Genomic DNA, 24,233 nt, shown 5'->3' with positions numbered 1-24,233 from the left:
ACATGCCGGTATCGGTCACCATGCCTCGGCTCGGCGAGAGCGTCACCGAGGGCACCGTCACCCGCTGGCTCAAGCAGGAGGGTGAAACCGTCGAGGTCGACGAGCCCCTGCTCGAGGTCTCCACCGACAAGGTGGACACCGAGATCCCGTCGCCGGCGGCGGGCGTGCTGACCCGGATCGTGGTCGGAGAGGACGAGACCGCCGAGGTCGGCAGCGAGCTGGCCGTCATCGCGGGTGAAGGTGAGCAGGCCGGCGGCGCCGCGCCGCAGCAGCAGGCCCCGGCCGAGCAGGCCGCCCCGGCCCCGCAGCCGACGGCCGCCGCCGAGGGCACCGCGGCCGAGCCGGCCCCGCAGGCCGCCCCGGCTCCGGCCGCCGCGCCCGCGCCGTCGGGCCAGGGCACCCCGGTCACCATGCCGGCGCTCGGCGAGAGCGTCACCGAGGGCACCGTCACCCGCTGGCTCAAGCAGGTCGGCGAGACCGTCGAGGTCGACGAGCCCCTGCTCGAGGTCTCCACCGACAAGGTGGACACCGAGATCCCGTCGCCGGTCGCCGGCACCGTCCTCGAGATCAAGGTTGCCGAGGACGAGACCGCCGCGGTCGGTGCCGAGCTGGCCGTGATCGGTGCCGCCGGGGCCGCCCCGGCCGAGGCGAAGCCCGCGCCGGCCCCGCAGCCGGAGGCGAAGCCCGCGCCGCAGCCCGAGGCCAAGCCGGCCCCGCAGCCCGAGGCGAAGCCGGCTCCGACGGCCGCCGCGACCCCGGGCATGTCGTACAACGAGCCGGCGGCGGAGGCGGAGACCGCCAAGCAGCCGGCCCAGGCCGAGCAGCGGGCGGTACCCCCGGCCCCGGCCGCGCAGGCTCCGGCGGCGCCCGCCCCGGGTGCCGGCGCGGAGGCCGGCTACGTGACCCCGCTGGTCCGCAAGCTGGCCGCCGAGCACGGCGTCGACCTGTCCTCGGTCAGCGGCACCGGCGTCGGTGGCCGCGTCCGCAAGCAGGACGTGCTGGACGCGGCGGAGCGGGCCAAGGCCGCCAAGGCCGCCCCGGCCCCGGCCGCAGCTCAGCCGGCCGCCGCCGCTCCCGCCAAGCCGGCCGCGAAGCCGCAGCCGAGCGCGAAGCGGGGCACCACGGAGAAGCTGCCCCGGATCCGCAAGGCCATCGCCACCCGGATGCACGAGTCGCTGCACGAGATGGCGCAGCTGACCACGGTGATCGAGGTGGACGTCACCCGGATCGCCAAGCTGCGGGCCCAGGCCAAGGATTCCTTCCAGCAGCGGCACGGCGTGAAGCTGTCCTTCCTGCCGTTCTTCGCCCTGGCCGCCATCGAGGCGCTGCAGACGTACCCGATCCTCAACGCCCAGCTGGACCTGGCGGGCGGGACGATCACCTACCCGGACGCCGAGCACCTCGGCATCGCCGTGGACACCGAGCGGGGCCTGCTCGTGCCGGTCATCCACAACGCCGGTGACCTGAACCTGGGCGGCATCGCCAAGCGGGTCGCCGACCTGGCCGAGCGGACCCGGACCAACAAGATCAGCCCGGACGAGATCGCCGGCGCGACCTTCACGCTGACCAACACCGGCAGCCGGGGCGCGCTCTTCGACACCCCGATCGTGCCGTCGCCGCAGTCGGCGATGCTCGGCACGGGCGCCGTGGTCAAGCGGCCGGTCGTGGTCAACGACCCGGAGCTGGGCGAGGTCGTCGCGGTCCGGTCGATGGTCTACCTGGCCCTGTCGTACGACCACCGGCTGATCGACGGCGCGGACGCGGCCCGCTTCCTGGTCGCGGTCAAGGAGCGGCTGGAGGGCGGCAACTTCGAGGCGGAGCTGGGCCTCTGAGCCGCTGACGCAGCGACGGCGAAGGGCGCCCCGGTCACCCGGGGCGCCCTTCGCCGTTCGCGTCTCAGGCGAGCAGCAGCTCTTCGGAGACCACCCAGAGCCGCTCGGCGGCCTCCGGGTCCATCGCGTACGGGGCGTACCCGGTGCGCGCCGGCGGCTCGTTCGGCCCAGCCTCCTGGCAGTCCTCGAAGTAGCGTCCGCCGACCCCGTCGAGCAGCGGCGAGGTGGCGAGCAGCACCGAGGTCGCCGCGCCCTGCTCGGCGGTCTTCCAGTACGCGGCCCCACCGCCGCCGCCGGTCTGCGCCCGCATCCGGGCGAGTTCCTCCTCGTCGATGAAGCGCTGGAGGTTGGTCCGGATCGCACCCGGCATCAACGAGTTGGTGAGGATGTCGTCGTCGGCCCAGCGCCGGGTCGCCTCCACGGCGAAGAGCACGTTGGCCGTCTTGGACTGCCCGTACGCCAGCCACGGGTCGTACGGCCGGCTCTGGAAGTGGATGTCGTCGAAGACGACCGGCGAGCGCAGGTGTGCCGCCGAGCTGACCGCGACCACCCGGGCACCCTCGGCCGCGATGAGCGCCGGGCGGAGCCCGACGGTGAGCGCGAAGTGGCCCAGGTGGTTGGTGGCGAACTGCATCTCCCAGCCCTGCGCGGTCCGCATCTCCGGCGACGCCATGATCCCGGCGTTGTTGACGAGGATGTGCAGCGGCCCGTCCCAGTTGGCCACGAACGCGGCCACCGAGTCGAGGTCGGCGAGGTCCAGCGGGGCAACCAGGACGCGGTCGTTACCGGTGGTCGCGGTGATGTCGGCGGCGGCCTCGTGCCCCGCCTGCGGGTTGCGTACGGCGAGAGTCACCTCGGCACCGGCCTGGGCGAGTGCCCGTGCGGTCTCGACGCCGATTCCGGAGGCGCCACCGGTGACGACGGCGCGACGGCCGGCGAGACCGATGCCGTGCACCACCTCGAGCGCCGTGCTCTCGCGGTTGAAGGGTGTGGTCACGCGGGTATTGGTCATGATCCGTCCTAGTCGGTGACGGCGGGCCGTACGGGCCTTTTCCCAGGGCGGGCCGGAGGTAACGTGCGGGGGACGGCCGACGCGTCACGCCTCGTCATCCGGCCTGAGCCACCGCGCGGCGGTTGATCCGATTCCGGTCCTGAGCCGCCTGGGGCACTGACAGACTCGTCCGGTGGGTGGTCACTGGTGGCGCGGACGGCTGGGCCCCGCCGTCGCGATCGCACCGGGCGCCCGGGTCGACAAGTTCGAGATCTTCTTCGACCTGGTCTTCGTCTTCTCGTTCTTCATCATCGTCCGGACCACGGCGATGGACATCACCGGCCGCAGCCTGCTGCACGGCCTGCTCGTGCTGGCCGTGCTCTGGTGGTGTTGGGTGATCCACAGCGTGGTCGCCACCCGGGTACGGCTCGGCGAGGGCTTCGTCCCGGTGCTCATGGTGATCGGGATGGCCGCCCTGTTCTGCTTCGCGCTCTCCCTGCCGCAGGCGTTCGGCGACCCTCGGCAGACCACCGCCGGGCCCATGGTGGTGGCGGTCAGCTATCTCGTGATCCGCGCCGTGCACCTGCTGCTGTACTGGCACATCGCGAAGGAGAAGCCGGGCGAACGCCGCCTGCTGCTCAGGTACTCCCCCGAGGTGGCCGTCAGCACCCTGCTGCTGCTCGCCGCCGCCCTGGTCCCGCCGTACATCGACGACTTGGGCTCGGCGCAGATGTGGCGCGACGGGCTCTGGGTCGCCACGGTGCTGATGCAGTACGGCAGCGGCCTGGTCGCCGGTGCCTGGGGCTGGACGGTGACCTCGGCGGAACACTGGACCGAGCGGTACGACCTGATCCTCATCATCGCGCTCGGCGAGTCGATCATCTCCGTCGGCGTCGGCGGCAACCTGCTCGGTCAGCGGGTCACCTGGGCGGCGGTCGCCGCCGCCTCGTGCGGCGTCGTCTTCACCGCGGCGCTCTGGTGGGCGCACTTCGACGTGATCGGCCCAGCGGCACGGATCGCCCAGCACGAGGCGCTGGGCCGACGCCGGGTGGCCATGGCCCGCGACGCGTACGCCTACCTCTACCTCGTGATGATCGCCGGCATCATCATCTTCGCCCTCGGCGCCGAAGAGGTCGTACGCCAGATCAGCGATCCACACATCGGGCCGGCCGAACCGTCGCACGGGCCGGGCGTGCCGCTGCTCTTCGCCGGCGTCATCTGCTACTTCTGCGGCGACATGCTGTTCCAGGCGCGCACCCTGCACACGCTCTCCTGGACCCGGGTGGGCGTGGTGGCCGCGCTCGGCGCCGCCATCCCCATCGGCGCGCACCTGCCGGGGCTCGCCACGCTCGCCCTGCTGACCCTGATCTGCGTCGGGCTGGTGGCGGTCGAGGTCGTGGTCATGGCCGACTCGCGGAAGGCCCTGCGCGAGTACGTCTTCCACGAGAAGACCAGCCACGAGGAGCACGAGGCCGCCTTCCGCGCCGCCTGGCACGAGCCCGGGGAGAACGGGCCCACCAGGCACGGGTGATGCGGTGCGCGGCCTGTCGAGCTGCCCCAGATATGAGACAGCGGGCAGCGGGCAGCGGGCAGCGGGCAGCGGGCAGCGGGCAGCGGGCAGCGGGCAGCGGGCAGCGGGCAGCGGGCAGCGGGCAGCGGGCATGATGCCCGACGTCGACGCCGCCCGCAACCGGTCGACCCGAGGCGACTGTCCGGGCGCGCGTGCGCCACCTCGGGTCGCCGGCGGACCGGAACCAGGCGGTGTGGCCCCTCTGCCGGTAGCAGAATCGGCGGTTTCGGCTGGCTGCGCGGGGGCGCGACCCGGCAGGCTGACCCACATGATCACCTTCTCCCTCCAGGCCAGCCCCTCCGACGCCGCCGGCTGGGTCGACCTGGCCCGGCGCGCCGAGGCCGCCGGTTACGACGCCCTGCTCACCGCCGACCACCCGGGGGTGGTGTCGTCGCCGTTCGTCGCCCTGGCCGCCGCCGCGACGGCGACCACGACGATCGGCCTCGGGTCGTACGTGTCGAACGCCGGGGTCCGCGAGCCGATGCTGCTCGCCGCCGACGTGGCCACGCTCGACCTGCTCTCCGGCGGGCGGGCGCGGCTCGGCATCGGCGCCGGGCACACCCCCGCCGAGTGGCGGTCGGTCGGACGGGAACGTCCCGACGTGGCAGGCCGGGTACGGCGTGCCGTCGCCGTCATCGAGGCGACCCGCGCGCTGCTCAACGGCGACGAGGTCACCGTGGAGACGGCCGACCTGGTGATGAGCGACGCCCGGCTGGAGAAGCCGCGCCCGGTGCAGCGGCGCATCCCGCTCACCGTCGGCACCGCGAACTCGTCGCTGCTGCGCTGGGCCGGCGCGCACGCCGACGTCGTGGGGCTCTCCGGGCTCGGGCGTACGCTGCCCGACGGTCACAGCCACGGAGTGCGCTGGCGGGCGGCCGAGATCGAGGCGCAGCTCGCCCAGGTCGCGACCGGAGCGCAGGGCCGCGCGAATCCGCCGGAGCTGGAGGCGCTGGTGCAGCGGGTGGTGGTGACCGACGACGCGGAGGCCGCCGCCGCGCGGACCGCCGGGGAGACCGGGTTGAGCGTCGAGGAGCTGCTCGCCACCCCGTTCGTGCTGATCGGCACCGAGGACGAGATCGTCGCGGCGGTCGCCGCACACCGACGCCGGTGGGGCGTCACCCGTTACGTCGTCCGCGCGGACGCCCTCGACCCGCTCGCCCCCGTGCTGCCCCGGGTCGCCGCGCTGGACTGACCGGCACGCTCGCAGCTGCTTGAACGCGGTCCGGCACCGCCGTCCACCGCCCGCGAGAGTCGGGTAGCCGAACGGTCCATTGACGCTGCCATCCACCAGGCCGACATTGGAGGTGTCGTGGAGAGGTGACACACCGTGAACATCGAGATCGCTCGTGCAGCTGATCTCGATCGGGTGGAGACGCTGGTCTCGTGGCTGAAGCGCCCCCATCTCGACCGGGTCACCGTCACCATGCCCGGGCTCGACACCACTGAGCGTGAGCGAGCCGCCAGGACCATCCGCCACCTGTTCAACGACTGCGGCTGCGCCTGGGGGGCGCTGGCGTTCGTCGTCGCGGTGGCGGCGGCCGTCCTGGCCCGGCCGAGCGGCGGCACGGCGTACGCCATGGCCGCCCTCACCTGTGTCGCGGCGGCCGTCGCCGGCAAGTTCCTCGGCCTGGCGTGGAGCCGCCAGCGCCTGCTCGCCCGGCTGCGCGCCCTGCGATCCGCCTCCTGACTCAAAGGGGGGACCTCTCATGGCACTGGTCTGCACCGAAATCACCGAATGGATCGAGGAGGAGGTCTCCAAGCCGGTCGAGGAATGGGAGGAGCGGCAGGAGAAGCGCTGCAAGGATTATCCCTGGTACGACCCGCGGGGCTGGTTCTGCTGGTTCGTCACGGTCTTCGTGAAGGTGATCCGGTGGGTCGTGGTCACCGTCGGCAAGTGGGTGACCCGTACGGTCTGCAAGCTCGTCGGAGTGGTCGTCGAGGCGGTCGTCCAGATCGTCGGCGGCCTCTGGGACGTGATCGTCGGCATCGTGACGCTCGACTGGCGCCGCATCCTCGACGGGTTGCTGCGCATCGTCATCGGCGCGGTGCTGGGGATCATCCGGCTCGGCCGCATCGTGCTGCTCGGCGACACGATCGACTACATCATCGAGGAGATCAACAAGGAGCGGCTGCGCCGGTACGTGCGCGGACTGCTGGAGGCGAAGTACGCCGGTGACAGACTGAGCCAGATCAAGGAGGCCATCCGCCTCGACCACGGCGCGTTCGGGCTGCGCCTGCACGCCACCGCGTACCGGACGATGCTCGACTCGGAGACCCCGTCGCAACGCGAGCCGGGCGTGCCGAACCTGGTCGTGCTGCACGAACAGGGCGCGATCAACCTCCGGGCGCTCTGCGGCTTCGAGTTCGACGAGGGCTTCTGGAACCGCAAGCGCTACAAGACCCTCAAGAAGGAGACGGTGCTGGGCGGCGGTGGCGGCGGCGAGTTCGACAACCCGATCTCCGCTGACGACCTCGACACGTACCTGACGTCACGGGGCACCGAGGGCCCACCGTTCATCGTGCTGCCGATGCGAGACGGCGCGCTGGACACGAAGGTCTCGACGGCCAGCGAGAAGGGGCGCGAACTGGCGCTCATGCTGGACTTCGACAAGGAGAGGCACGAGGTGACCGAGGCCGGCCACATCGTACACACCGGCCTCGCCCAGCCCCGGTTCCTGATCGACGAGTTCGATCGCCACGACGCCACGACGGACTCGGCGGGGGCCACCGCCGACCTCTGCCACCCGATCGTCGTCGGCGTGTTCCGCTACACGAACACGTTGCGCGGGCTGGCTAGCAACCTGCACGAGACCCGGTGCGGCCTGGACGCCCACAACGCCTCCGGCGCCACGTTCATCGACAACCTGCCCGACCAGGTCTGGAAGTACGTGCCGATCCACGAGCTGGGCCACTACTTCGGGTTGTGCCACACCGACGGGGTGGACCGGATCATGTACTCGCCGAAGACCAACAGCTGGTGGCGGGGGTGGGCCATCCCGCGCACGCTGCTGAACGTCTACCTCCAGGGCGAGCCGACGTTCACCTACGGCGAGGCGAAGGCCACCTGGGACTACGTGGTGGCGCACTTCGCCCCGGAGTGCCTCGGCGCCAAACCCATCGTCATCGGGGCCCGACCGACCGCCGCCACCCCGGGAGCGGCCGACGCGGTCGCCTGACCGGGCGTACCGCACCGACCGGCGCGCCGCCCGCTGACGGACCCGCACAGGTCCCTGGCGGACCGGCGCGCACCCCCGGCACACCGCTGGTGGATCGACGCAGTTTGATCAACTCGACATCCAGGAAGTCGGGGTGTCCCGCTCGGTCGGACACCCCGACTTCCCAGAACCCGAGTTGACCGAGGGCCGCCGCCCGGAACGGCACGTGCCAGTGCCCACCGAACCGCCCACGCCACCGGCAACACCCCTGGCGGGACGAGGCCGCCCCGCATCGGCCGGGTGGGCGGCTCATGCCCGCGCGGACATGCCGCGCCGACGGCGGGCGGTGGTGAGACCGCGCCCCCAGGTCAACGGCGGCCCCGCAGTGCCGCACCTGCCGCTGCCTCGACACTGCCGACGGCGGGACCGAGCGAGGAAGCACGATCCCGGGCGCGGTCCTTCAGTACTTCCAGCCCGGCCCGTCACCGGGCCGGCGGCCGCCCGCAGGTCACTCGGAGTCGGCCAGCCCCTCGTAGAAGCGGATCTTCTCGCGGAGGTGGTCGTACTGGTGCTGGAGCAGGCGCATCTGCTCCACGACCCGGGTGGCGTGCGCCTCCAGCAGCGCCTTGCGCTCGCCGGCGGTGTGCTCGCCCGCGCGGGCCAGCTCGGCGTACCGGCACATCTGGGCGATGGGCATGCCGGTGTCGCGCAGGCAGCGGAACAGCACCAGCCAGCCCAGGTCTTCGTCGGTGAAGACCCGCCGGCCGGCCGAGGTGCGGCCGATGTCGCTCAGCAGGCCGATCTTCTCGTAGTAGCGGAGGGTGTCGAGGCTGAAGCCGCTGCGCCGGGCGGCCTCGGAGGGGGCGTACATGCTCGGAGGCTAGCGCTTGACCTGGAGTGCGCTCCAGGTTGAAGGCTGGATGCATGACGATGACACGGGAACTTGGCCGCAGCGGCATCGAGGTGAGCGCGATCGGCATGGGCTGCTGGGCCATCGGCGGTCCGCTGTGGGGCGACAACGGGCAGCCGTTCGGCTGGGGCGAGGTCGACGACGACGAGTCCGTCCGCACCATCCACGCCGCGCTCGACGCGGGCGTGACCCTCTTCGACACGGCCAGCAACTACGGCGCCGGGCACAGCGAGCGAGTCCTCGGCCGGGCGCTCGCCGGCCGCCGCGACCGCGTGGTGATCGCCACCAAGTTCGGCAACCGCGCCGACGAGGCCACCCGCCGCTGGTTCGCCGTCGACCCCAGCCCGGCGTACGCGGTGCAGAGCCTGGAGGAGTCGCTTCGCCGGCTCGGCACCGACCACGTCGACCTGTTCCAGCTGCACATCAACGAACTGTCGGTGCCCGTCGCGCTCGACCTGGTCGACACGCTCGAGGATCTCGTCGCCCAGGGCAAGATCCGGGCGTACGGCTGGAGCACCGACCATCCGGACTCGGCCGAGGCGTTCGCGAAGGCCGGTACGCACTGCACCGCGATCCAGCACGACCAGTCGGTGCTGCGGGACAACGCGCCGATGCTGGCGGTCTGCGACACGTACGACCTGGCCGCCCTGAACCGCGGGCCGCTCGCCATGGGGCTGCTCACCGGTGCACAGCGGACGCTCGGCCGCGACGACGTGCGCGGGTCGACGCCGGAGTGGCTGGTCTGGTTCACCGACGGCCGGCCGACGCCCGAGTGGGCGGCCCGGGTCGAACAGGTCCGCGCCGCGCTGACCGCCGACGGCCGTACCCTCGCGCAGGGCGCGCTGGGCTGGCTGCTGGCACGCAGCCCGCGGACGGTGCCGATCCCCGGCGCCCGGACGGTGGCGCAGGCGGAGGAGAACTTCGCGACGCTGGCGCTCGGCCCGCTCCCCGCCGACGCCTTCGCCGAGGTGGAGCGTCTCCTCGCCGACCTGCGACCGACTCCGGTGATGTGAGGCGGTCGTTACCGGCTCGACGTGTCAGGTCCGCCGCGCGTACCCGAAGATAAGGTCATGCGGATCCTCATGGCCGGCGCGTCCGGCTTCCTCGGCACCCGGCTGGTCCACCGGTTCACCGCCGACGGGCACCAGGTCACCCGGTTGGTCCGCCGCCCGCCGCGCACCCCGGACGAGCGGCAGTGGAACCCGTCCGCCGCGCAGCTCGACCCAGCCGTGGTGGCCGACGCCGACGCGGTGGTCAACCTGGCCGGCGCGGGCGTGGGCGACCGGCGGTGGAACGACGAGTACCGGCAGCTGATCCGGAGCAGCCGGGTGGACTCGACCACCACGCTGGCCATCACCATCGCGGGTCTGCCCGCACAGGACCGGCCGAAGACGCTGCTCAACTCGTCGGCCGTGGGTTGGTACGGCGACACCGGTGATCGGGCCGTGGAGGAGGACGCGCCGGCCGGCGAGGGCTTCCTCTCCGACGTGTGCCGGGTGTGGGAGGCGGCCACCCGGCCGGCCGAGGACGCCGACGTACGGGTGGTCCGCCTGCGCATCGGGCTGCCGTTGCACCGCGACGGCGGGATGCTCAAGCCGCAGCTGCTGCCGATGCGGCTGGGCGTCTCCGGCAAGTTGGGCGGCGGGCGGCAGTGGTGGCCGTGCCTGTCGATGGTCGACTTCCTGAACGCGGTGGCGTTCGTGCTGGAGCGCGAGGACGTGGCCGGACCGGTCAACATGGTCGGTGCGGCCCCGGTGACCAACGCGGAGTTCACCAGGGAGCTGGCCCGGCAGTTGCACCGGCCGGCGATCATGCCGATCCCCGCGCTGGCGCTGAAGATCGTGCTCGGCGGGTTCTCCGTGGAGGCACTCTCCAGCTCCCGGGTGCTGCCCGGCGCCCTCGCCCGCGCCGGTTTCACCTACCGCCACCCCGACCTCCCCTCCGCCCTGCACAGCGCCCTAACCGACTAACCCCACCCACCCACCCCACCCCCACCCTCACCCGCCCTCACCCGCCCTGTTGATCATGAAGTTATTGCCCGCCGGCTCGGCGTGTCGTCGCAATAACTTCATGATCAACGGAGTTGGGGGCGGGCGGACCGCGGGCAGGGGGGCGGGGCGGGGGCGGTGGGGGTCAGCAGCCGATCACCCAGTAGTTCGGGGCGGTCTGCTTGAGCGTGCTCGTGTAGAAGGTGTTGTAGAGACCCATCCGCTGGTTGGAGCCGTTCGCGTAGGCGTACCCGCCGGACTGGTACGCCCGGCCGGCGACCACGTGCGCGTAGTTGCTGGCGGTCGTGCAGACCGGCGTCGTCGGCGGGTCGGTCGGAGGCGGGTCGGTCGGGTCGCCGCCGCCCTCGCCCAGGCCGAAGAAGAGCGCGTCCCGGTAGGCCGAGCAGATGGTGTCCAGGAAGTACGCCCCGGCGCTGCCGCACTGCTCGGCCCCGCTGCCCGGGTCGACCGGGGTGCCGTGACCCATCCCGGAGACGCGGTAGAGCCGGACGACGTCGTTGCCGTACACCTCCAGGCTGGTGCCCCCGGGCAGCGACGAGGTGCTGGTCGGATTCTGCGGGACGCCGCGCACGTTGGTCCACTGGTCGCGCGCCTCGCCGGCGTTGAGCGGGGCGACGGTGGTGTCCGAGGTGCCGTGCCAGATGGCCACCCGGGGCCGGGGTCCGCTGTAGCCGGGGTACGCGTTGCGTACCAGGTCGCCCCAGGCCGCCGGGCTCTTGTCGGTGCCCGGGTTCATGCAGCTGAACGCGTTGATCATGCTGGTGGCGCAGCGGTACGGGATGCCGGCGACGATCGACCCGGCGGCGAAGACGTCGGGGTAGGTGGCGAGCATGACGGCGCTCATCGCGGCGCCGGCCGACAGGCCGCTCACGAAGACGCGGCTGCCGTCGGTGCCGAAGTTCGTCTTCGCGTGGTCGACCATCTGCTTGATGGACAGCGCCTCGCCCTGACCCCGGGCGGTGTCGCCGGTCTCGAACCAGTTGAAGCAGCTGGTGGCGTTGTTGGCGGACTTCTGCTCCGCGACGATCAGGGCGAAGTTCCACTGGTCGGCGTACTTCCGCCAGCCGGAGTTGGTGAAGTAGGCGGAGGCGTTCTGGGTGCACCCGTGCAGCAGCACCACTGCCGGCGCGCCGGACGGGAGGTTGTCCGGCCGGTAGGCGTACATGGCGAGGTTGCCGGGGTTCGAACCGAAGTTCGTCACCTGGGTGAGGGTGGCGGCCTGGGCGGGGGTGGCGAGGGTGACCGCGCCCGCGACGGCGAGGACGAGCCCGGCGACCGCGGCGGCCAGCCGGGTGAGCGGAGATGAGGAGCGGCGCACGGCAGCCTCCCAGGGAAGATGTGAACTGGGTCACCTGCGATTGCCGCGACGCTACGACGAAATGATGGAGTCGCGACATGGGCGGCCATCACACATTCACGCCCACCATTGTGTTCATCGCGAGCGGCGCTCGCGACTCGCCGGGGCGAGCGGGCAGCTCGCCACCGGAGACGACAAGAAGAGGCCACTCCTCGCATGTATGACCGGCACGTCCAGTTCCGATTGGTAACGTCCGCTGCGTGCCGACCTCCCCGTCCGTGGCCACCGGGCCCGCACCCGCCTCACCGCCGCGCACTGTCCGGGGGCGCCGGGCCGACCTGATCGTGGTGCTGGCCGCGCTCGCGCTGGCCGTCTGGGTGACCAGCGGCCTGTGGCGGGACCCGAACGTCCGGACGATCACGGTCAACTCCAGCGACCAGGCCCTGTTCGAGTGGCTGCTGGCCTTCGGCGGGCACGCGCTGACCCACGGGCAGGATCCGCTCTTCACCCATCTGATCAACGTGCCGGACGGGGTGAACCTCGCGGTCAACACCTCGATCACCGTGTACGCGGTGGTCTTCGCGCCGCTGACCTACCTGGTCGGCCCACCCGTGACGTTCCTGGTCATCCTCACCCTGAACCTGGCGGCCACCGCGATTGCCTGGTACCTGCTGTTCTCCCGGCAACTGGTGCGCAGCCGACTCGCCGCCGCGGTCGGCGGCCTCTTCATCGCCTACTCCCCCGGCATGGTCTCGCACGCCAACGCCCACCTGAACTGGACGGCCGGCTGGCTGGTGCCGCTACTGATCTGGCGCGCGTTCGCGCTGCGCCGCCCCGGACACTGGCTGCGCGACGGCGTCATCCTCGGCGTGCTCGTGGCGATCGCGTTCTCCATCGCCGCCGAGGGGCTCTTCTTCACCGCCCTCGCGCTCGGACTCTTCGTCGTCGTCTGGGCGCTGCACCCGGCCCGGCGCGCCGAGGCGCGGGCGGCGCTGCCGAACTTCCTGCGCGGCCTCGCGGTCACCGCCGTGGTCGCCGGGGTGCTACTGGCGTACCCGCTGTGGCTGCACTTCGCCGGCCCGCAACGGTTCCACGGCACCGGCTTCGACCCGGTCACCCACTCGGAGGACATCGCCGCGTTCGGCGCGTACCCACGCCGGTCCCTCGCCGGTGAGGCCGGACTGGGCACGTCGCTGGCCCCGAACCCGACGGAGGAGAACTCGTTCTTCGGGATCCCCCTGCTGCTGCTCACCGTGGTGTGCTTCGTGGCGCTCTGGCGGCGCGCCGATCCGGCCCGGCGTGCCACGCTCTGGGCGCTGGCCGCCGTCGCCGTCGTCTTCAGCGTGCTCTCCTGGGGGCCGGTGGCGAAGTTCGACGGCGACCGCACCGACGTGCCCATGCCGTTCGACCTGCTCGGGCATCTGCCGGTGGTGAACGCCGCGCTGCCCGCCCGGCTCGCACTGGTGGTGGCGCCGGTGATCGGGCTGCTGCTGGCGTACACCCTCGACCAGCTCCGGGCGGCACCGGCGCGGCACCGGGCGACCGAGGCGGCCTGGTCGCTCGGCTTCGTGGTCGCGCTGCTCCCGCTACTGCCGACCCCGCTGCTCACCGACGAGCGCGAGCCGATACCCCGGTTCATCACCGCCGGCACCTGGCGGGACTACGTCTCCCAGGGCGGGGTGCTCACCCCGGTGCCGACGGCCGTGGACATCTACCCGGACGGGCAGCGCTGGCAGGCGTACGCGCTGGCCCACCGGCAGGGTGAGTTCCGCATCCCGGCCGGCTTCTTCCTCGGCCCCGGCGGTCCGGACGGCCGGGGCCGGATCGGCCCGGTGCCGCGCCCGTTCAGCGCCCTGATGGACCAGGCCGCGCGGACCGGCCTGGTGCCGATCGTCACGGACGGCACGGTGCGGGAGGTCCGCGCCGACCTGGCGTACTGGCACGTCGAGGCGGTGGTGCTCCCCGACGAGGTGCACGGGGCCAAGTTCGAGGTCGACCAGGACGCCGTCCGGCGCACGGCGACCGCCCTGCTCGGCGAGCCGCAGCGGGTGGACGACGTCTGGCTCTGGCGGATCCCGCCGGCCTGAGCCGCCGGCAGTTCCGGCTCAGTCGGCCCGAGCCGCCGACGCTTCCGGCTCAGTCGGCCTGGCCGGCCCGGCCGGCGCACGTACCCGGCGGTGAGGCGGCTCACCAGCGCCATCGGCCCGCTGCGGGACTACGCTGAACGGCGTGAGCACGATGACCTCCGGCCTTACGGCCGTCCGCGCCGGTCTCCTCGACTACCAGACCGCCTGGGACGAGCAGCGCCGGCTGCACGAAGCGGTGGTTGCCGGTGAGCAGGGCGACACGGTCCTGCTGTTGGAGCACCAGAGCGTCTACACGGCGGGCAAGCGCACCGAACCGTGGGACCGGCCGACGGACGGCACCCCGGTCATCGACGTGGACCGCGGCGGCAAGATCACCTGGCACGGTCCGGGTCAGCTCGTCGGCTACCCGATCGTACGGCTGCCCGACCCGGTGGACGTGGTGGCCTACGTGCGGCGCACCGAGCAGATGCTGATCGACGTCTGCGCCGAGTTCGGGCTCACGGCCGGTCGAGTCGAGGGACGCAGCGGCGTCTGGGTGCCGGAGGACGACCGCGGCCCGGCCCGCAAGGTCGCCGCGATCGGCATCCGGGTGGCCCGCGGGGTCACCCTGCACGGCTTCGCCATCAACTGCGACTGCGACCTGAGCTACTACGACCGGATCGTGGCCTGCGGCATCCGGGACGCGGGGACCACGTCGCTCACCGCCGAACTGGGCCGCCCGATCACCGTGGCCGACGTCCTGCCGGTGGTGGAGCGTCACCTGTCCACCCTCATCGCCGTCGCGTCCTGACCCGGATGCGGGTCGACCTCGTCACCGTCGTGATCGCCGAGTACGACCCGGCGATCGCCTTCTTCACCGAGGTGCTCGGCTTCGAACTGGCCGAGGACTCGCCGTCGCTGACCAACGACGGCCGGCCGAAGCGCTGGGTGGTCGTACGACCGCCCGGCGGCGGGACCGGCCTGCTGCTCGCCCGCGCCGACGGGGACGAGCAGGCCGCCGCGATCGGCAACCAGGTCGCGGGTCGAGTAGGTTTCTTCCTGCAGGTCGACGACTTCGACGCCACGTACCGGCGCATGGTCGACGCGAAGGTCGAGTTCGTCCGGCCGCCGCGCACCGAGCCGTACGGCCAGGTGGCCGTCTTCCGCGACCTCGCCGGCAACCGCTGGGACCTGCTCGGCCCCGCCTGACCGCGAAGGAGTCCCGTTGACCGAGGCGCTGTCGACGCAGCAGCAGATCGCCGCCGACCTCCAGGTGTCGTCGACCTTCGACGCCGAGGCGGAGATCGAGCGCCGGACCGTCTTCCTCGCCGACCGGCTGGTCGACACCGGGCTGTCGACACTCGTGCTCGGCATCAGCGGCGGGGTGGACTCCACCACGGCGGGGCGGCTCTGCCAGCTCGCCGTCGAACGGGCCCGGGCGGCCGGCCACCCGGCGACCTTCGTCGCCATGCGCCTGCCGTACGGGGTGCAGGCCGACGAGCATCACGCCCAGGCGGCCCTGGAGTTCATCCGGCCCGACCGGGTGCTCACGGTCGACGTCAAGCCGGCCAGCGACGCCGCGCTGGACGCGCTGCTGGCGGCCGGGCTGACCTTCCGTGACGCCGCTCAGCAGGACTTCGTGCACGGCAACGTCAAGGCCCGCCAGCGCATGATCGCCCAGTACGCGGTGGCCGGCGCGATGGGTGGACTCGTCGTCGGCACCGACCACGCGGCCGAGGCGGTCACCGGCTTCTTCACCAAGCACGGCGACGGGGCGGCGGACGTCGTACCGCTGACCGGGCTGACCAAGCGGCGGGTACGGGCGATCGCCGCGGCGCTCGGCGCCCCCGCCGAACTGGTCGGCAAGGCGCCCACCGCCGACCTGGAGAGCCTGGCCCCGGGCAAGCTGGACGAGGACGCGCTCGGGCTGGCGTACGAGCACATCGACGCGTACCTGGAGGGCCGGCCCGTCCCGGCGGAGGCGGCGGAGGCGCTGGTCGCCCGCTACCGGGCCACCGAACACAAGCGCAGCCTGCCGATCGCGCCGCCCCAGTCGGGGGTCGCCGCTCCGGCCACCGGTGAGGATCTCCTCCGCAGCCACGCGACCCGGTAACCGGCGTACCCCGTCCGTCGTGTCCGGGTGCAAGGCCTGTTTCACAAGGCTCGGCCGAGCGAGCCGGGACCCAGGCGGCGGTCCGACAACGCCGCCGGTCATCGCCTGAGTCCGGCGCAGCCGGGCACGGTCTTACGAAACAGGCCTCAGGGCGCGGGCAGGTTCACCCGCGCCCTGGACCAATTCCGGGTACCTAGGGAGTCAGCCGGTGCAGGTCGCGGGGGAAGGCGGTGACCTCACGGATGTTGGCCGCGCCGGTCAGGCGGGCGACGAACCGTTCCAGGCCGATCGCGAAGCCGCCGTGCGGCGGCATCCCGTGCCGGAACGCGTCCAGGTAACCGGTGTACGGCTCGACCGGCTCACCCCGTGCGGCCAACGCCGTCAGATAGTCGGCGTGCTGATGCAACCGCTGCCCGCCGGTGACCAGCTCCATGCCCCGGAAGAGCAGGTCGAAGCCGTTGCTGTGGCCCGGCCGGGCGGGGTCGGGGTGGGTGTAGAACGGCCGCTTCGCCATCGGGTACCCGGTGACGAAGAGGAAGTCCGAACCGTGCTCGCGGTGGGCCCACTCCCCCAGCGCCCGCTCGTGTGCCGGGGCGAGGTCCGGCTCGTCGGCGGGCGCGCCCGCGATCTTCAATGCCTCGGTGAAGTGCACCGCCGGGATCTCCTCCGGCACGGCCGGCAGCGCGGTCCCGAGGGTGGCCACCGCGCCCGCGGCGCGTTCCGCCACGCTGCCCAGCATTCCGGCGAGGACCTCGCGCAGCACGCGCATCACGTCCCGGTGATCGGCGATGAAACCCAGCTCGACGTCGAGCGAGGTGTACTGCGCCAGGTGCCGGACGGTGTCGTGCGGCTCGGCCCGGAAGACCGGCCCCACCTCGTACACCTTCTCGAAGACACCGACCATCAGTTGCTTGTAGAACTGCGGTGACTGGGCCAGGTACGCCGGACGGCCGAACCAGTCCAGTTCGAAGACGTTCGCGCCCGATTCGGTGGAGGAGCTCACCACCTTCGGCGTGTGGATCTCCACGAAGTCCCGGCGGTCCAGCGCGGCCCGGAATCCGGCCACGCTCGCGGCCGAGACGCGCAGCGCCGCCGAGCGCAGGGGATGGCGCAGCGCGGTGGGCGCGTGGTCGAGCTGGGTGGGCAGGCTCGCGGTGAGCGCCGGCCGGTACAGGTCGAACGGCGGCGGCACCGCGGGCGGGCCGAGTGGACGTACGACCGGGGCGGTCAGCTCGACCCCGGCGGGCGCCGTCGTGTTCGCCACCACCGTGGCGGTGACCTCGACGACGGTCTCCTCGGTCAACGCCTCGACCTGGGCGCGGGCCGCCGGGTCGGTGACCACCACCTGCGACAGGCCGGCGGCGTCCCGGACGATCAGGAAGGCCACCGACTTGAGCAGCCGGCGGCGGTGCACCCAGCCGGCGATCCGGACGGTCGCACCGACGTGGGTGGGGAGCTGGGTGGAGAGGATGCGTTGCACGGTGTACCTCCTCGTCGAGTCGCAACGCCTCCGCCGCGTGCGGCGGAGCATTACTCCAGCCCGGGAGGTGCGGGCGAGCGGGTCCTCGCGGTGCCACCACACCTTCGCCCCCGCCTCGGCGGGGGCCTCGTTCGTCGCCCGTGACGTGGGCCAGCCGGCGGGCTCTACTGGGCGTGGCCGTCGATCGGGCCTGCGGCACGCCGTTCTTCCCGCAGCTCGGGAGGGTCTTCACGCGCCCGTCGCCAGACCGCCTCACAGCACTTCGGCGGCTCTCTGCACTGGCGGGTCGGGCCGATACTCGGCTCCGTCGTCGCAACTGCGCACGGAGGCTAACACCGACGAGCGTCCGATGTGACAACGTTTTCCGCCGGGCCGGTGTCCGGCGTCACAAGACTTCTTGACGTGACGCCGGTCGCCTGAGGTACATCGACAGGCACCGTCGGGCGTAGGCTCGGTTTCGTGACGATCGAGCACTCCGCGCCGACGACCGGCCAGGCCGCGCGTACCGCGACGCCCGCCCCAGAGGGGCGGCGCATGCTGCGGATCGAGGCCCGCAACGCCGAGACGCCGATCGAGCGCAAACCGCCGTGGATCAAGGTCAAGGCCAAGATGGGGCCGGAGTACACCCAACTGCGCGGGCTCGTCTCGCGGGAAGGGCTGCACACCGTCTGCCAGGAGGCCGGCTGTCCCAACATCTACGAATGTTGGGAGGACCGCGAGGCCACCTTCCTCATCGGCGGTGACCAGTGCACCCGCCGCTGCGACTTCTGCCAGATCGACACCGGCAAGCCGGCCGAGTTCGACGCGGACGAGCCGCGCCGGGTCGCGGAGTCCGTGGTGTCGATGGGCCTGCGCTACGCCACCGTCACCGGCGTGGCCCGTGACGACCTGCCCGACGGCGGCGCCTGGCTCTACGCCGAGACCGTCCGCCAGATCCACGCGCTTCAGCCCGGCTGCGGCGTCGAGCTGCTGATCCCCGACTTCAACGCGGTTCCCGAGCAGCTCGCCGAGGTCTTCGGGTCCCGTCCCGAGGTGCTGGCGCACAACGTCGAGACCGTTCCGCGGATCTTCAAGCGGATCCGGCCGGCGTTCCGCTACGAGCGGTCGCTGGACGTGATCCGGCAGGCCCGCGCCGACGGACTGGTGACCAAGAGCAATCTGATCCTCGGTATGGGCGAGGAGCGGGCCGAGGTTTCCCAGGCGCTGCGCGACCTGCACGAGGCCGGCTGCGAGCTGATCACCATCACCCAGTACCTGCGCCCCACCCCCCGCCACCACCCGGTCGAGCGGTGGGTCAAGCCCGAGGAGTTCGTGGAGCTGCGCGAGGAGGCGGAGGAGATCGGCTTCGCGGGTGTGATGAGCGGGCCGCTGGTGCGCTCGTCGTACCGGGCCGGCCGGCTCTACCAGCAGGCGCTCGCGGCCCGCGAGGCCACCCCGGTCGCCACCGCCGGCTGATCTGAGCCCCTGCCGGTCCCACCGACCGGCAGGTGCCATGATCGGGTGATGACGGCCGGCGTGCGCGAGGAACTCCGCGACGTACCCGGTGCTCAGCCGAGCCCCCGGTGGGCGCGGCTGGCCGACGTGCTCACCGCTGTGGCGCTGCTGGCCGGGGTCGGCTACCGGATCGTCCTGCTCGCCTTCGACGCTCCGCCGACGAACAGCGACGAGGCCACCATGGGGCTGGCCGCGCTGCACATCGCCCGCGGGCAGGACTTCCCAATCTGGTTCTACGGGCAGTCCTACATGGGGACGCTGGAGGCGTACCTGGCCGCGCCGGTGCTCGCGCTGACCGGGCCGTCGGTGTTCGGGCTGCGCCTCGTCACGGTGGCGCTCTACGCGCTCTTCGTGCTGCTCGCCTGGCGGTTGACGCTGCGGCTGACCGGTGACCGCTGGTTCGCGCTGCTGCTGGTGGTGCTGCTCGCCTTCGGCTCGGATCGGATCGTCAAGAACCAGCTCATCGCGGGTGGCGGCTATCCCGAGATGAACCCGGCCGGCGTAGCGCTGGCCCTGCTCACGTACGACCTCTGCACCGGTCGGCCGGGCCACCGGCTGCCGCGCTGGGCGGCCTGGGGTCTCCTCGCCGGGCTGATGGTCTGGGTGGACCCGCTCGTGCTGCCGTACGTGGTCGGCCCCGGTGCGGTGCTCGTGGCGTTCCGGTGGCGGGAGCTGCGCGGCCGGGCCGGGGTGGTGCTCGGGATCGCCGTCCTGGTCGGCGCCGCGCCCCTGCTCGGCCACAGCCTGGTGTCCGGCCGGAACCCACTCGCGGCCGTACTGGCGGCGGCCTCCGGCGGCACCGGCGTGCCGGCCGGCTGGGCGGACCGGCTGCACGGCGGTCTGCTGCTCGGTCCGCCGCTGGGTATGGGCTTCTGCGCCCCCGGCGACTGCGCGACCTGGCAGCTCTGGTGGGCGTTCGCCCTGCCGGTGCTGCTCGTCGTCGGCGCGGTGACGGCCTGGCGCGCGCTGGGCGTGCCTCGCGTCGACGGCGCGCACGGCGGCGGCTCGGACCACGCGGGCCGCGTCGGGGCGGCCGTCCGGCTCGCGCTCGTCGCCGCGGGGGTGGCCACGCTGGCCGCGTACACGCTGAGCAGTTCGGCGGGGCGGACCCCGGTGGAGAGTTCCCGCTACCTGTCCTGCCTGCTCGTCTCGCTGCCCGCGTTGCTCTGGCCGCTGTGGCGCGCCGCCCGGAACCTGCCGCTCCGCCACGCCCCTCACCTCAGGGCAGTACGGCCTGAACCGCCGGCTCCGCCGACGCGGAAGGCCGCGCGGGGCGTGGCGGCGCGGCGCGAGGCGGCTGGACTCCGGTCCCGGACCGTCGCGCTCGTGGCGGCCGCCGTACTCGCCGCGACCGTGGCCGGCAGCGGCTACGCGACGTACCGCGCGATCGGTACCGCTCCCGCCGCCCGGACCGCCGAGGCCCGGCACACCGAATTGGTCACCACGCTGCGCGACCTCGGCGTCCGGCACGTGTACGGGGGCTACTGGACCTGCAACCGGCTCACCTTCGCCAGCGGTGAGGACGTGGTCTGCGCGGTGGTCGACGACGAGCTTCGGCCTGGATTCGACCGGTACGCCCCGTACCGTCGGGCGGTGGCCGCGTCGGCGGCCCCGGCCTGGGTCGCTCCGACCGGCTCCCCGCTCGCGGCCCGCCTCGACGAGCGGATGCGCGTCGAGCCAGGCACCCTCGATCTGGTCAGCGTCGACGGCTACCGCATCTACCTTGCCCACACCTGACGTCCGCCGCCCCGCCCGACATACTGCGGGCAGGCGCCAACGACGCTGGCCCCACGCCCAAAGATCGTGCTGTTTCCTGGATCGAGTGGCATTCCGGCCGCGCTGAGGCCACTGGATCCAGGATCGAGCACGATCTTGCGGTCGCGCGCCGCCGACGCGGGCTCGCCGCCCGCGACAGGGACAGGGGAACGGAGCGCCGTCACCGCGCCGGGTCTGCCAGTTCGTCGCGGCGTAGCCCGCCCGAAACGCGCGACGCGGCACGACGCAGCACCGCGCAACGCGGCACGCCACGGCACGGACGGCGCAAGGGGGAACAGCACGGCACGGGGCGGCACGGCCCGCGAAGGTGCTGGGCCCGGCCGCGGATCACGCTCACCGACGGCGACCACTAGACTCTGCGGCATGGCAAAGCCCCAGGAGAAGGTCTCGTTCGGCCAACGGCTGAAGCAGATCGGGATGGTGTTCCAGTTCACCGCGAAGCAGGACCGGTGGTTCGCGCCACTGGTCGCCGCGGCGGTGCTGATCCCGATCGCGCTGACCGTGGTCGCGACGATCTTCTGGGGCTGGATCTTCATCCCGCTGGGCATCCTGTTCACGCTGCTCGCGGTGCTGATCGTGCTCAACCTGCGCTCGAACAAGGCGATGATGAACGCCGCCGAGGGGCAGCCCGGAGCGGCGGCGCAGATCATGGAGAGCATGCGTGGCGACTGGCGGGTCACCCCGGCGGTCAGCTCCACCACCCAGATGGACATGGTCCACCTGGTCGTGGGCCGGCCGGGCGTGATCCTGCTGGCCGAGGGGAACCCGCAGCGGGTACGCGGCCTGCTCGGCCAGGAGAAGCGCCGGCTGGCCAAGGTGATCGGCTCGGCGCCGCTGCACGACTACGTGATCGGCCAGGGCGACGACGAGCTGCCGATCCGCAAGCTGCGCACGACGCTGATGCGGCTGCCGCGCAGCCTCAGCGGCAAGGACGTCAACGCGCTGGACAAGCGCCTCAAGGCGCTCAGCGCGCGGCCGCAGATGCCGAAGGGTGCGATCCCCAAGAACATGCGGCCGCCGCGGGGCGCGTTCCGCCAGACCCGGGGCCGCTGACCCCCGTCGTACGTCGAAAGAGCCGGACCCGGTGGGTCCGGCTCTTTGCTTTGGTCCCGGTCCTTGCCCGGGCACGGCACCTACCCGGTCACCCGGCGCGAGGCCGAGCCTCGTGCAGTGGGGCTCCACGCCGGTGGCCGCCAGGCGTCCGGCGCGGAAGCAGCGGCTCCGGCGGGATGGTTGATCACCGGACGGTTGATCGACTCGGGCTCCTGGAAGTCGGGGTGTCCCGGGCAAGCGGATACCCCGACCCCAATGACCCCGAGTCGATCATGTGGGTCAGACGCAGGTGACGATTGAGCCGGTCCGTGGGTCAGACGGAGGTGACGACCGAGCCGCTCGCGCGGTCGTGGAGGCCGCGGCGGTGCGCGTCCATGATCAGGGCAGGCACGACCAGGGCGAGGAGCAGACCACGCAGCAGGCCGCGGAACACCCCGATCCGACCGCCGTCGAACCAGGACACGCAGCGGATCCGGGTGATGTACATGCCGGGCGTCTGAGCGAACAGACCGAGGAAGAAGCCGTACTCGAGCACGAGCACGAGCACCGGGGCCCAACCGTCGCTGATCGGGTCGGCGAAGATCCGCGCCACCAGCAGGCAGAGCACCCAGTCGATGATCAGTGCGCCGAATCGCCGGCCGATGCTGGGCGGGGTGAAGGAGGGGTCGGCGGCGGGCGGCACCAGGTGCGGATCACGCGGGTTGGTCACAGCGGTCAAGGGTAACCAGCGGGTCCGGCGCCGACCGGCGCGGACCGGAGTAGCGTCTCCGCCAATTCCGACAACAGGGATTCACATTACTAGAATGGCTCATACCGGTGGCACCTGCCCGTCTGACCAGCGCGGATGACCAGCGTCGATGACGCTCCGCGAGGGTCGTAACACAGCAGAAACACTCAAGACACGGCCGGGCAACCGCCCCGCCATAGCGTCGCCAGAAGCCCCAGCCACCAAGTGGACGTGCCAGGAGGACGTGTGTTCGCCAACCCCGAGGAACTTCTGCGCTACCTCAAGAATGAGGACGTGAAGTTCGTCGACGTACGTTTCTGTGACCTGCCGGGTGTGATGCAGCACTTCAACCTGCCGGTCGAGTCCGTCGACGATGACATCTTCACCGAGGGCCTCGCGTTCGACGGCTCCTCGATCCGCGGCTTCCAGGCGATTCACGAGTCGGACATGCTCCTGCTCCCGGACGTGGCCACCGCCTTCATCGACCCGTTTCGCGCGCAGAAGACCCTCGCGCTGAACTTCTTCATCCACGACCCGTTCACCCGCGAGGCTTACACCCGGGACCCGCGCAACGTGGCGAAGAAGGCCGAGGCCTACCTGGCGGCCAGCGGCATCGCCGACACCGCCTACTTCGGCGCGGAGGCGGAGTTCTACATCTTCGACTCGATCCGGCACGAGACCTCGGCGCACCAGTCGTTCTACTACATCGACTCGATCGAGGGCGCCTGGAACTCCGGCCGCGAGGAGCCGGGCGGCAACCGCGGCTACAAGACCCCGTACAAGGGTGGTTACTTCCCGGTGCCCCCGGTCGACCACTACGCCGACCTGCGCGACAGCATCGTGCGCCGGCTCGTCGACAACGGCTTCACGGTGGAGCGCTCGCACCACGAGGTGGGCACCGCAGGCCAGTCGGAGATCAACTACAAGTTCTCGACGCTGCTGCACGCCGCCGACCAGCTGCAGCTCTTCAAGTACATCGTGAAGAACGAGACGTGGGCGCACGGCAAGACCGCCACCTTCATGCCGAAGCCGCTCTTCGGCGACAACGGCTCCGGTATGCACACCCACCAGAGCCTCTGGCTCAACGGTGAGCCGCTCTTCTACGACGAGACCGGCTACGCCGGTCTGTCGGACACCGCCCGCTGGTACATCGGCGGTCTGCTGCACCACGCCCCGTCGCTGCTGGCGTTCACCAACCCGACGGTCAACTCGTACCGCCGCCTGGTGCCGGGCTTCGAGGCGCCGGTCAACCTGGTCTACTCGCAGCGCAACCGCTCCGCCTGCACCCGGATCCCGGTCACCGGCAGCAACCCGAAGGCCAAGCGCGTCGAGTTCCGCGTGCCGGACCCGTCGGCCAACGTCTACCTCGCCTTCTCGGCGATGCTGATGGCCGGCCTGGACGGCATCAAGAACAAGATCGAGCCGCCGACGCCGATCGACAAGGACCTGTACGACCTGCCGCCGGAGGAATGGGGCGACGTCAAGCAGGTGCCGGGTTCGCTGCCGGAGGTGCTCGACCGGCTCGAGGGCGACCACGACTACCTGCTCGAGGGTGGCGTCTTCACGCCGGACCTGATCTCGACCTGGGTCGAGTGGAAGCGGGCCAACGAGGTCGACCCGGTGCGCCTGCGTCCGACCCCGCACGAGTTCGCCATGTACTTCGACTGCTGACGCAGCCGCTTCATCCCGGCCGGGGGGGGGGCGCCCCCCCCCGGGCGGCGCCGCCGGGGGGAGTAGGAAAAACGAAAAAAAGAAAGGGG

Annotated in this window: 20 protein-coding genes; 15 read left to right on the top strand and 5 right to left on the bottom strand. The window is 72.0% G+C overall.

All coding sequences use genetic code 11. The features are described 5' to 3' along the window. Nucleotides 1-2 precede the first annotated feature (2 nt). Nucleotides 3-1,832: a 2-oxoglutarate dehydrogenase, E2 component, dihydrolipoamide succinyltransferase gene (gene sucB / locus AB0F98_RS13425; RefSeq protein ID WP_357733641.1), complete on the top strand. Its 1,830-nt coding sequence runs from the start codon at nt 3-5 to the stop codon at nt 1,830-1,832. Nucleotides 1,833-1,896: 64 nt separating this feature from the next. Here the strand turns inward: sucB and AB0F98_RS13420 are convergent, their stop codons facing one another. Continuing rightward, nucleotides 1,897-2,847, bottom strand: coding sequence for an SDR family NAD(P)-dependent oxidoreductase (locus AB0F98_RS13420; RefSeq protein WP_357734683.1), 951 nt, complete (start codon nt 2,845-2,847; stop codon nt 1,897-1,899). 169 nt (nt 2,848-3,016) lie between these two features. On the opposite strand from AB0F98_RS13420, the gene AB0F98_RS13415 reads away from it, so the two are divergent. From AB0F98_RS13415 to AB0F98_RS13400, 4 genes are all read left to right on the top strand, one after another. Further along, a complete protein-coding gene (locus tag AB0F98_RS13415) occupies nt 3,017-4,354 on the top strand; it encodes a low temperature requirement protein A (RefSeq protein WP_357733638.1) in 1,338 nt (445 codons plus the stop codon). 307 nt (nt 4,355-4,661) lie between these two features. Continuing rightward, nucleotides 4,662-5,585, top strand: a complete 924-nt coding sequence (locus AB0F98_RS13410) for an LLM class flavin-dependent oxidoreductase (RefSeq protein ID WP_357733635.1) — start codon at nt 4,662-4,664, stop codon at nt 5,583-5,585. Between the two features lie 135 nt (nt 5,586-5,720). After that, complete coding sequence (locus tag AB0F98_RS13405) at nt 5,721-6,080, top strand: hypothetical protein (protein WP_357733632.1); 360 nt, start codon at nt 5,721-5,723, stop codon at nt 6,078-6,080. A gap of 19 nt (nt 6,081-6,099) precedes the next feature. Beyond that, entirely contained in the window at nt 6,100-7,569 is a 1,470-nt protein-coding gene (locus AB0F98_RS13400) for a hypothetical protein (protein ID WP_357733629.1), read from the top strand. 487 nt (nt 7,570-8,056) lie between these two features. Here AB0F98_RS13400 and AB0F98_RS13395 read toward each other — a convergent pair whose 3' ends face one another. Then, entirely contained in the window at nt 8,057-8,419 is a 363-nt protein-coding gene (locus AB0F98_RS13395) for a MerR family transcriptional regulator (RefSeq protein WP_357733626.1), read from the bottom strand. A 53-nt stretch (nt 8,420-8,472) separates the two neighbouring features. Between AB0F98_RS13395 and AB0F98_RS13390 the strand changes: the two genes are divergently transcribed. Further along, the gene (locus AB0F98_RS13390) at nt 8,473-9,471 is read left to right on the top strand and encodes an aldo/keto reductase (RefSeq protein ID WP_357733623.1); all 999 of its coding nucleotides are present in this window, start codon (nt 8,473-8,475) and stop codon (nt 9,469-9,471) included. A gap of 57 nt (nt 9,472-9,528) precedes the next feature. After that, a complete protein-coding gene (locus tag AB0F98_RS13385; RefSeq protein ID WP_357733620.1) occupies nt 9,529-10,428 on the top strand; it encodes a TIGR01777 family oxidoreductase in 900 nt (299 codons plus the stop codon). Between the two features lie 163 nt (nt 10,429-10,591). Here AB0F98_RS13385 and AB0F98_RS13380 read toward each other — a convergent pair whose 3' ends face one another. After that, a complete protein-coding gene (locus AB0F98_RS13380; protein WP_357733617.1) occupies nt 10,592-11,785 on the bottom strand; it encodes a PHB depolymerase family esterase in 1,194 nt (397 codons plus the stop codon). A 239-nt stretch (nt 11,786-12,024) separates the two neighbouring features. Between AB0F98_RS13380 and AB0F98_RS13375 the strand changes: the two genes are divergently transcribed. The 4 genes from AB0F98_RS13375 to nadE all read left to right on the top strand — a co-directional run bounded on the left by AB0F98_RS13375 (nt 12,025) and on the right by nadE (nt 15,943). Next, the gene (locus tag AB0F98_RS13375; protein ID WP_357733614.1) at nt 12,025-13,851 is read left to right on the top strand and encodes a DUF2079 domain-containing protein; all 1,827 of its coding nucleotides are present in this window, start codon (nt 12,025-12,027) and stop codon (nt 13,849-13,851) included. A 142-nt stretch (nt 13,852-13,993) separates the two neighbouring features. Then, complete coding sequence (gene lipB / locus AB0F98_RS13370) at nt 13,994-14,641, top strand: lipoyl(octanoyl) transferase LipB (RefSeq protein ID WP_357733611.1); 648 nt, start codon at nt 13,994-13,996, stop codon at nt 14,639-14,641. A 5-nt stretch (nt 14,642-14,646) separates the two neighbouring features. Beyond that, nucleotides 14,647-15,039 carry a VOC family protein gene (locus AB0F98_RS13365; protein ID WP_357733608.1) on the top strand — a complete coding sequence of 131 codons (393 nt, stop codon included), beginning with the start codon at nt 14,647-14,649 and terminating at the stop codon, nt 15,037-15,039. A 16-nt stretch (nt 15,040-15,055) separates the two neighbouring features. Beyond that, nucleotides 15,056-15,943 carry an ammonia-dependent NAD(+) synthetase gene (gene nadE, locus AB0F98_RS13360; RefSeq protein ID WP_357733605.1) on the top strand — a complete coding sequence of 296 codons (888 nt, stop codon included), beginning with the start codon at nt 15,056-15,058 and terminating at the stop codon, nt 15,941-15,943. 193 nt (nt 15,944-16,136) lie between these two features. On the opposite strand, the gene aspS is transcribed toward nadE, so the two are convergent. Continuing rightward, the gene (gene aspS / locus AB0F98_RS13355) at nt 16,137-17,423 is read right to left on the bottom strand and encodes an aspartate--tRNA(Asn) ligase (RefSeq protein WP_357733601.1); all 1,287 of its coding nucleotides are present in this window, start codon (nt 17,421-17,423) and stop codon (nt 16,137-16,139) included. 459 nt (nt 17,424-17,882) lie between these two features. Between aspS and lipA the strand changes: the two genes are divergently transcribed. The 3 genes from lipA (at nt 17,883) to AB0F98_RS13340 (ending at nt 21,746) form a co-directional block, all read left to right on the top strand. Then, a complete protein-coding gene (gene lipA / locus AB0F98_RS13350) occupies nt 17,883-18,878 on the top strand; it encodes a lipoyl synthase (protein WP_357733598.1) in 996 nt (331 codons plus the stop codon). Nucleotides 18,879-18,926: 48 nt separating this feature from the next. Further along, nucleotides 18,927-20,654, top strand: a complete 1,728-nt coding sequence (locus tag AB0F98_RS13345; protein ID WP_357733595.1) for a hypothetical protein — start codon at nt 18,927-18,929, stop codon at nt 20,652-20,654. A gap of 402 nt (nt 20,655-21,056) precedes the next feature. Continuing rightward, a complete protein-coding gene (locus AB0F98_RS13340; protein WP_076468096.1) occupies nt 21,057-21,746 on the top strand; it encodes a DUF4191 domain-containing protein in 690 nt (229 codons plus the stop codon). 313 nt (nt 21,747-22,059) lie between these two features. Here the strand turns inward: AB0F98_RS13340 and AB0F98_RS13335 are convergent, their stop codons facing one another. Then, complete coding sequence (locus AB0F98_RS13335; RefSeq protein WP_357734680.1) at nt 22,060-22,431, bottom strand: RDD family protein; 372 nt, start codon at nt 22,429-22,431, stop codon at nt 22,060-22,062. 288 nt (nt 22,432-22,719) lie between these two features. Here AB0F98_RS13335 and glnA point away from each other — a divergent pair, with 288 nt between their 5' ends. After that, nucleotides 22,720-24,144 carry a type I glutamate--ammonia ligase gene (gene glnA, locus AB0F98_RS13330; RefSeq protein ID WP_357733591.1) on the top strand — a complete coding sequence of 475 codons (1,425 nt, stop codon included), beginning with the start codon at nt 22,720-22,722 and terminating at the stop codon, nt 24,142-24,144. Nucleotides 24,145-24,233: the final 89 nt, after the last annotated feature.

The organism is Micromonospora sp. NPDC023737 (assembly GCF_040639715.1).
In the GTDB taxonomy this organism is placed as follows: domain Bacteria; phylum Actinomycetota; class Actinomycetes; order Mycobacteriales; family Micromonosporaceae; genus Micromonospora.
Note: the sequence above shows the minus strand (reverse complement) of the source record. Positions and strands in the feature narration are given on the sequence as shown.

Coding starts and splice junctions, on each gene's coding strand:
- AB0F98_RS13340 (WP_076468096.1), top strand. CDS start 21,057: ATGGCAAAGCCCCAGGAGAAGGTCTCGTTCGGCCAACGGCTGAAGCAG.
- AB0F98_RS13345 (WP_357733595.1), top strand. CDS start 18,927: ATGACGGCCGGCGTGCGCGAGGAACTCCGCGACGTACCCGGTGCTCAG.
- AB0F98_RS13400 (WP_357733629.1), top strand. CDS start 6,100: ATGGCACTGGTCTGCACCGAAATCACCGAATGGATCGAGGAGGAGGTC.
- AB0F98_RS13395 (WP_357733626.1), bottom strand. CDS start 8,419: ATGTACGCCCCCTCCGAGGCCGCCCGGCGCAGCGGCTTCAGCCTCGAC.
- AB0F98_RS13410 (WP_357733635.1), top strand. CDS start 4,662: ATGATCACCTTCTCCCTCCAGGCCAGCCCCTCCGACGCCGCCGGCTGG.
- AB0F98_RS13365 (WP_357733608.1), top strand. CDS start 14,647: ATGCGGGTCGACCTCGTCACCGTCGTGATCGCCGAGTACGACCCGGCG.
- AB0F98_RS13385 (WP_357733620.1), top strand. CDS start 9,529: ATGCGGATCCTCATGGCCGGCGCGTCCGGCTTCCTCGGCACCCGGCTG.
- sucB (WP_357733641.1), top strand. CDS start 3: ATGCCGGTATCGGTCACCATGCCTCGGCTCGGCGAGAGCGTCACCGAG.
- AB0F98_RS13390 (WP_357733623.1), top strand. CDS start 8,473: ATGACGATGACACGGGAACTTGGCCGCAGCGGCATCGAGGTGAGCGCG.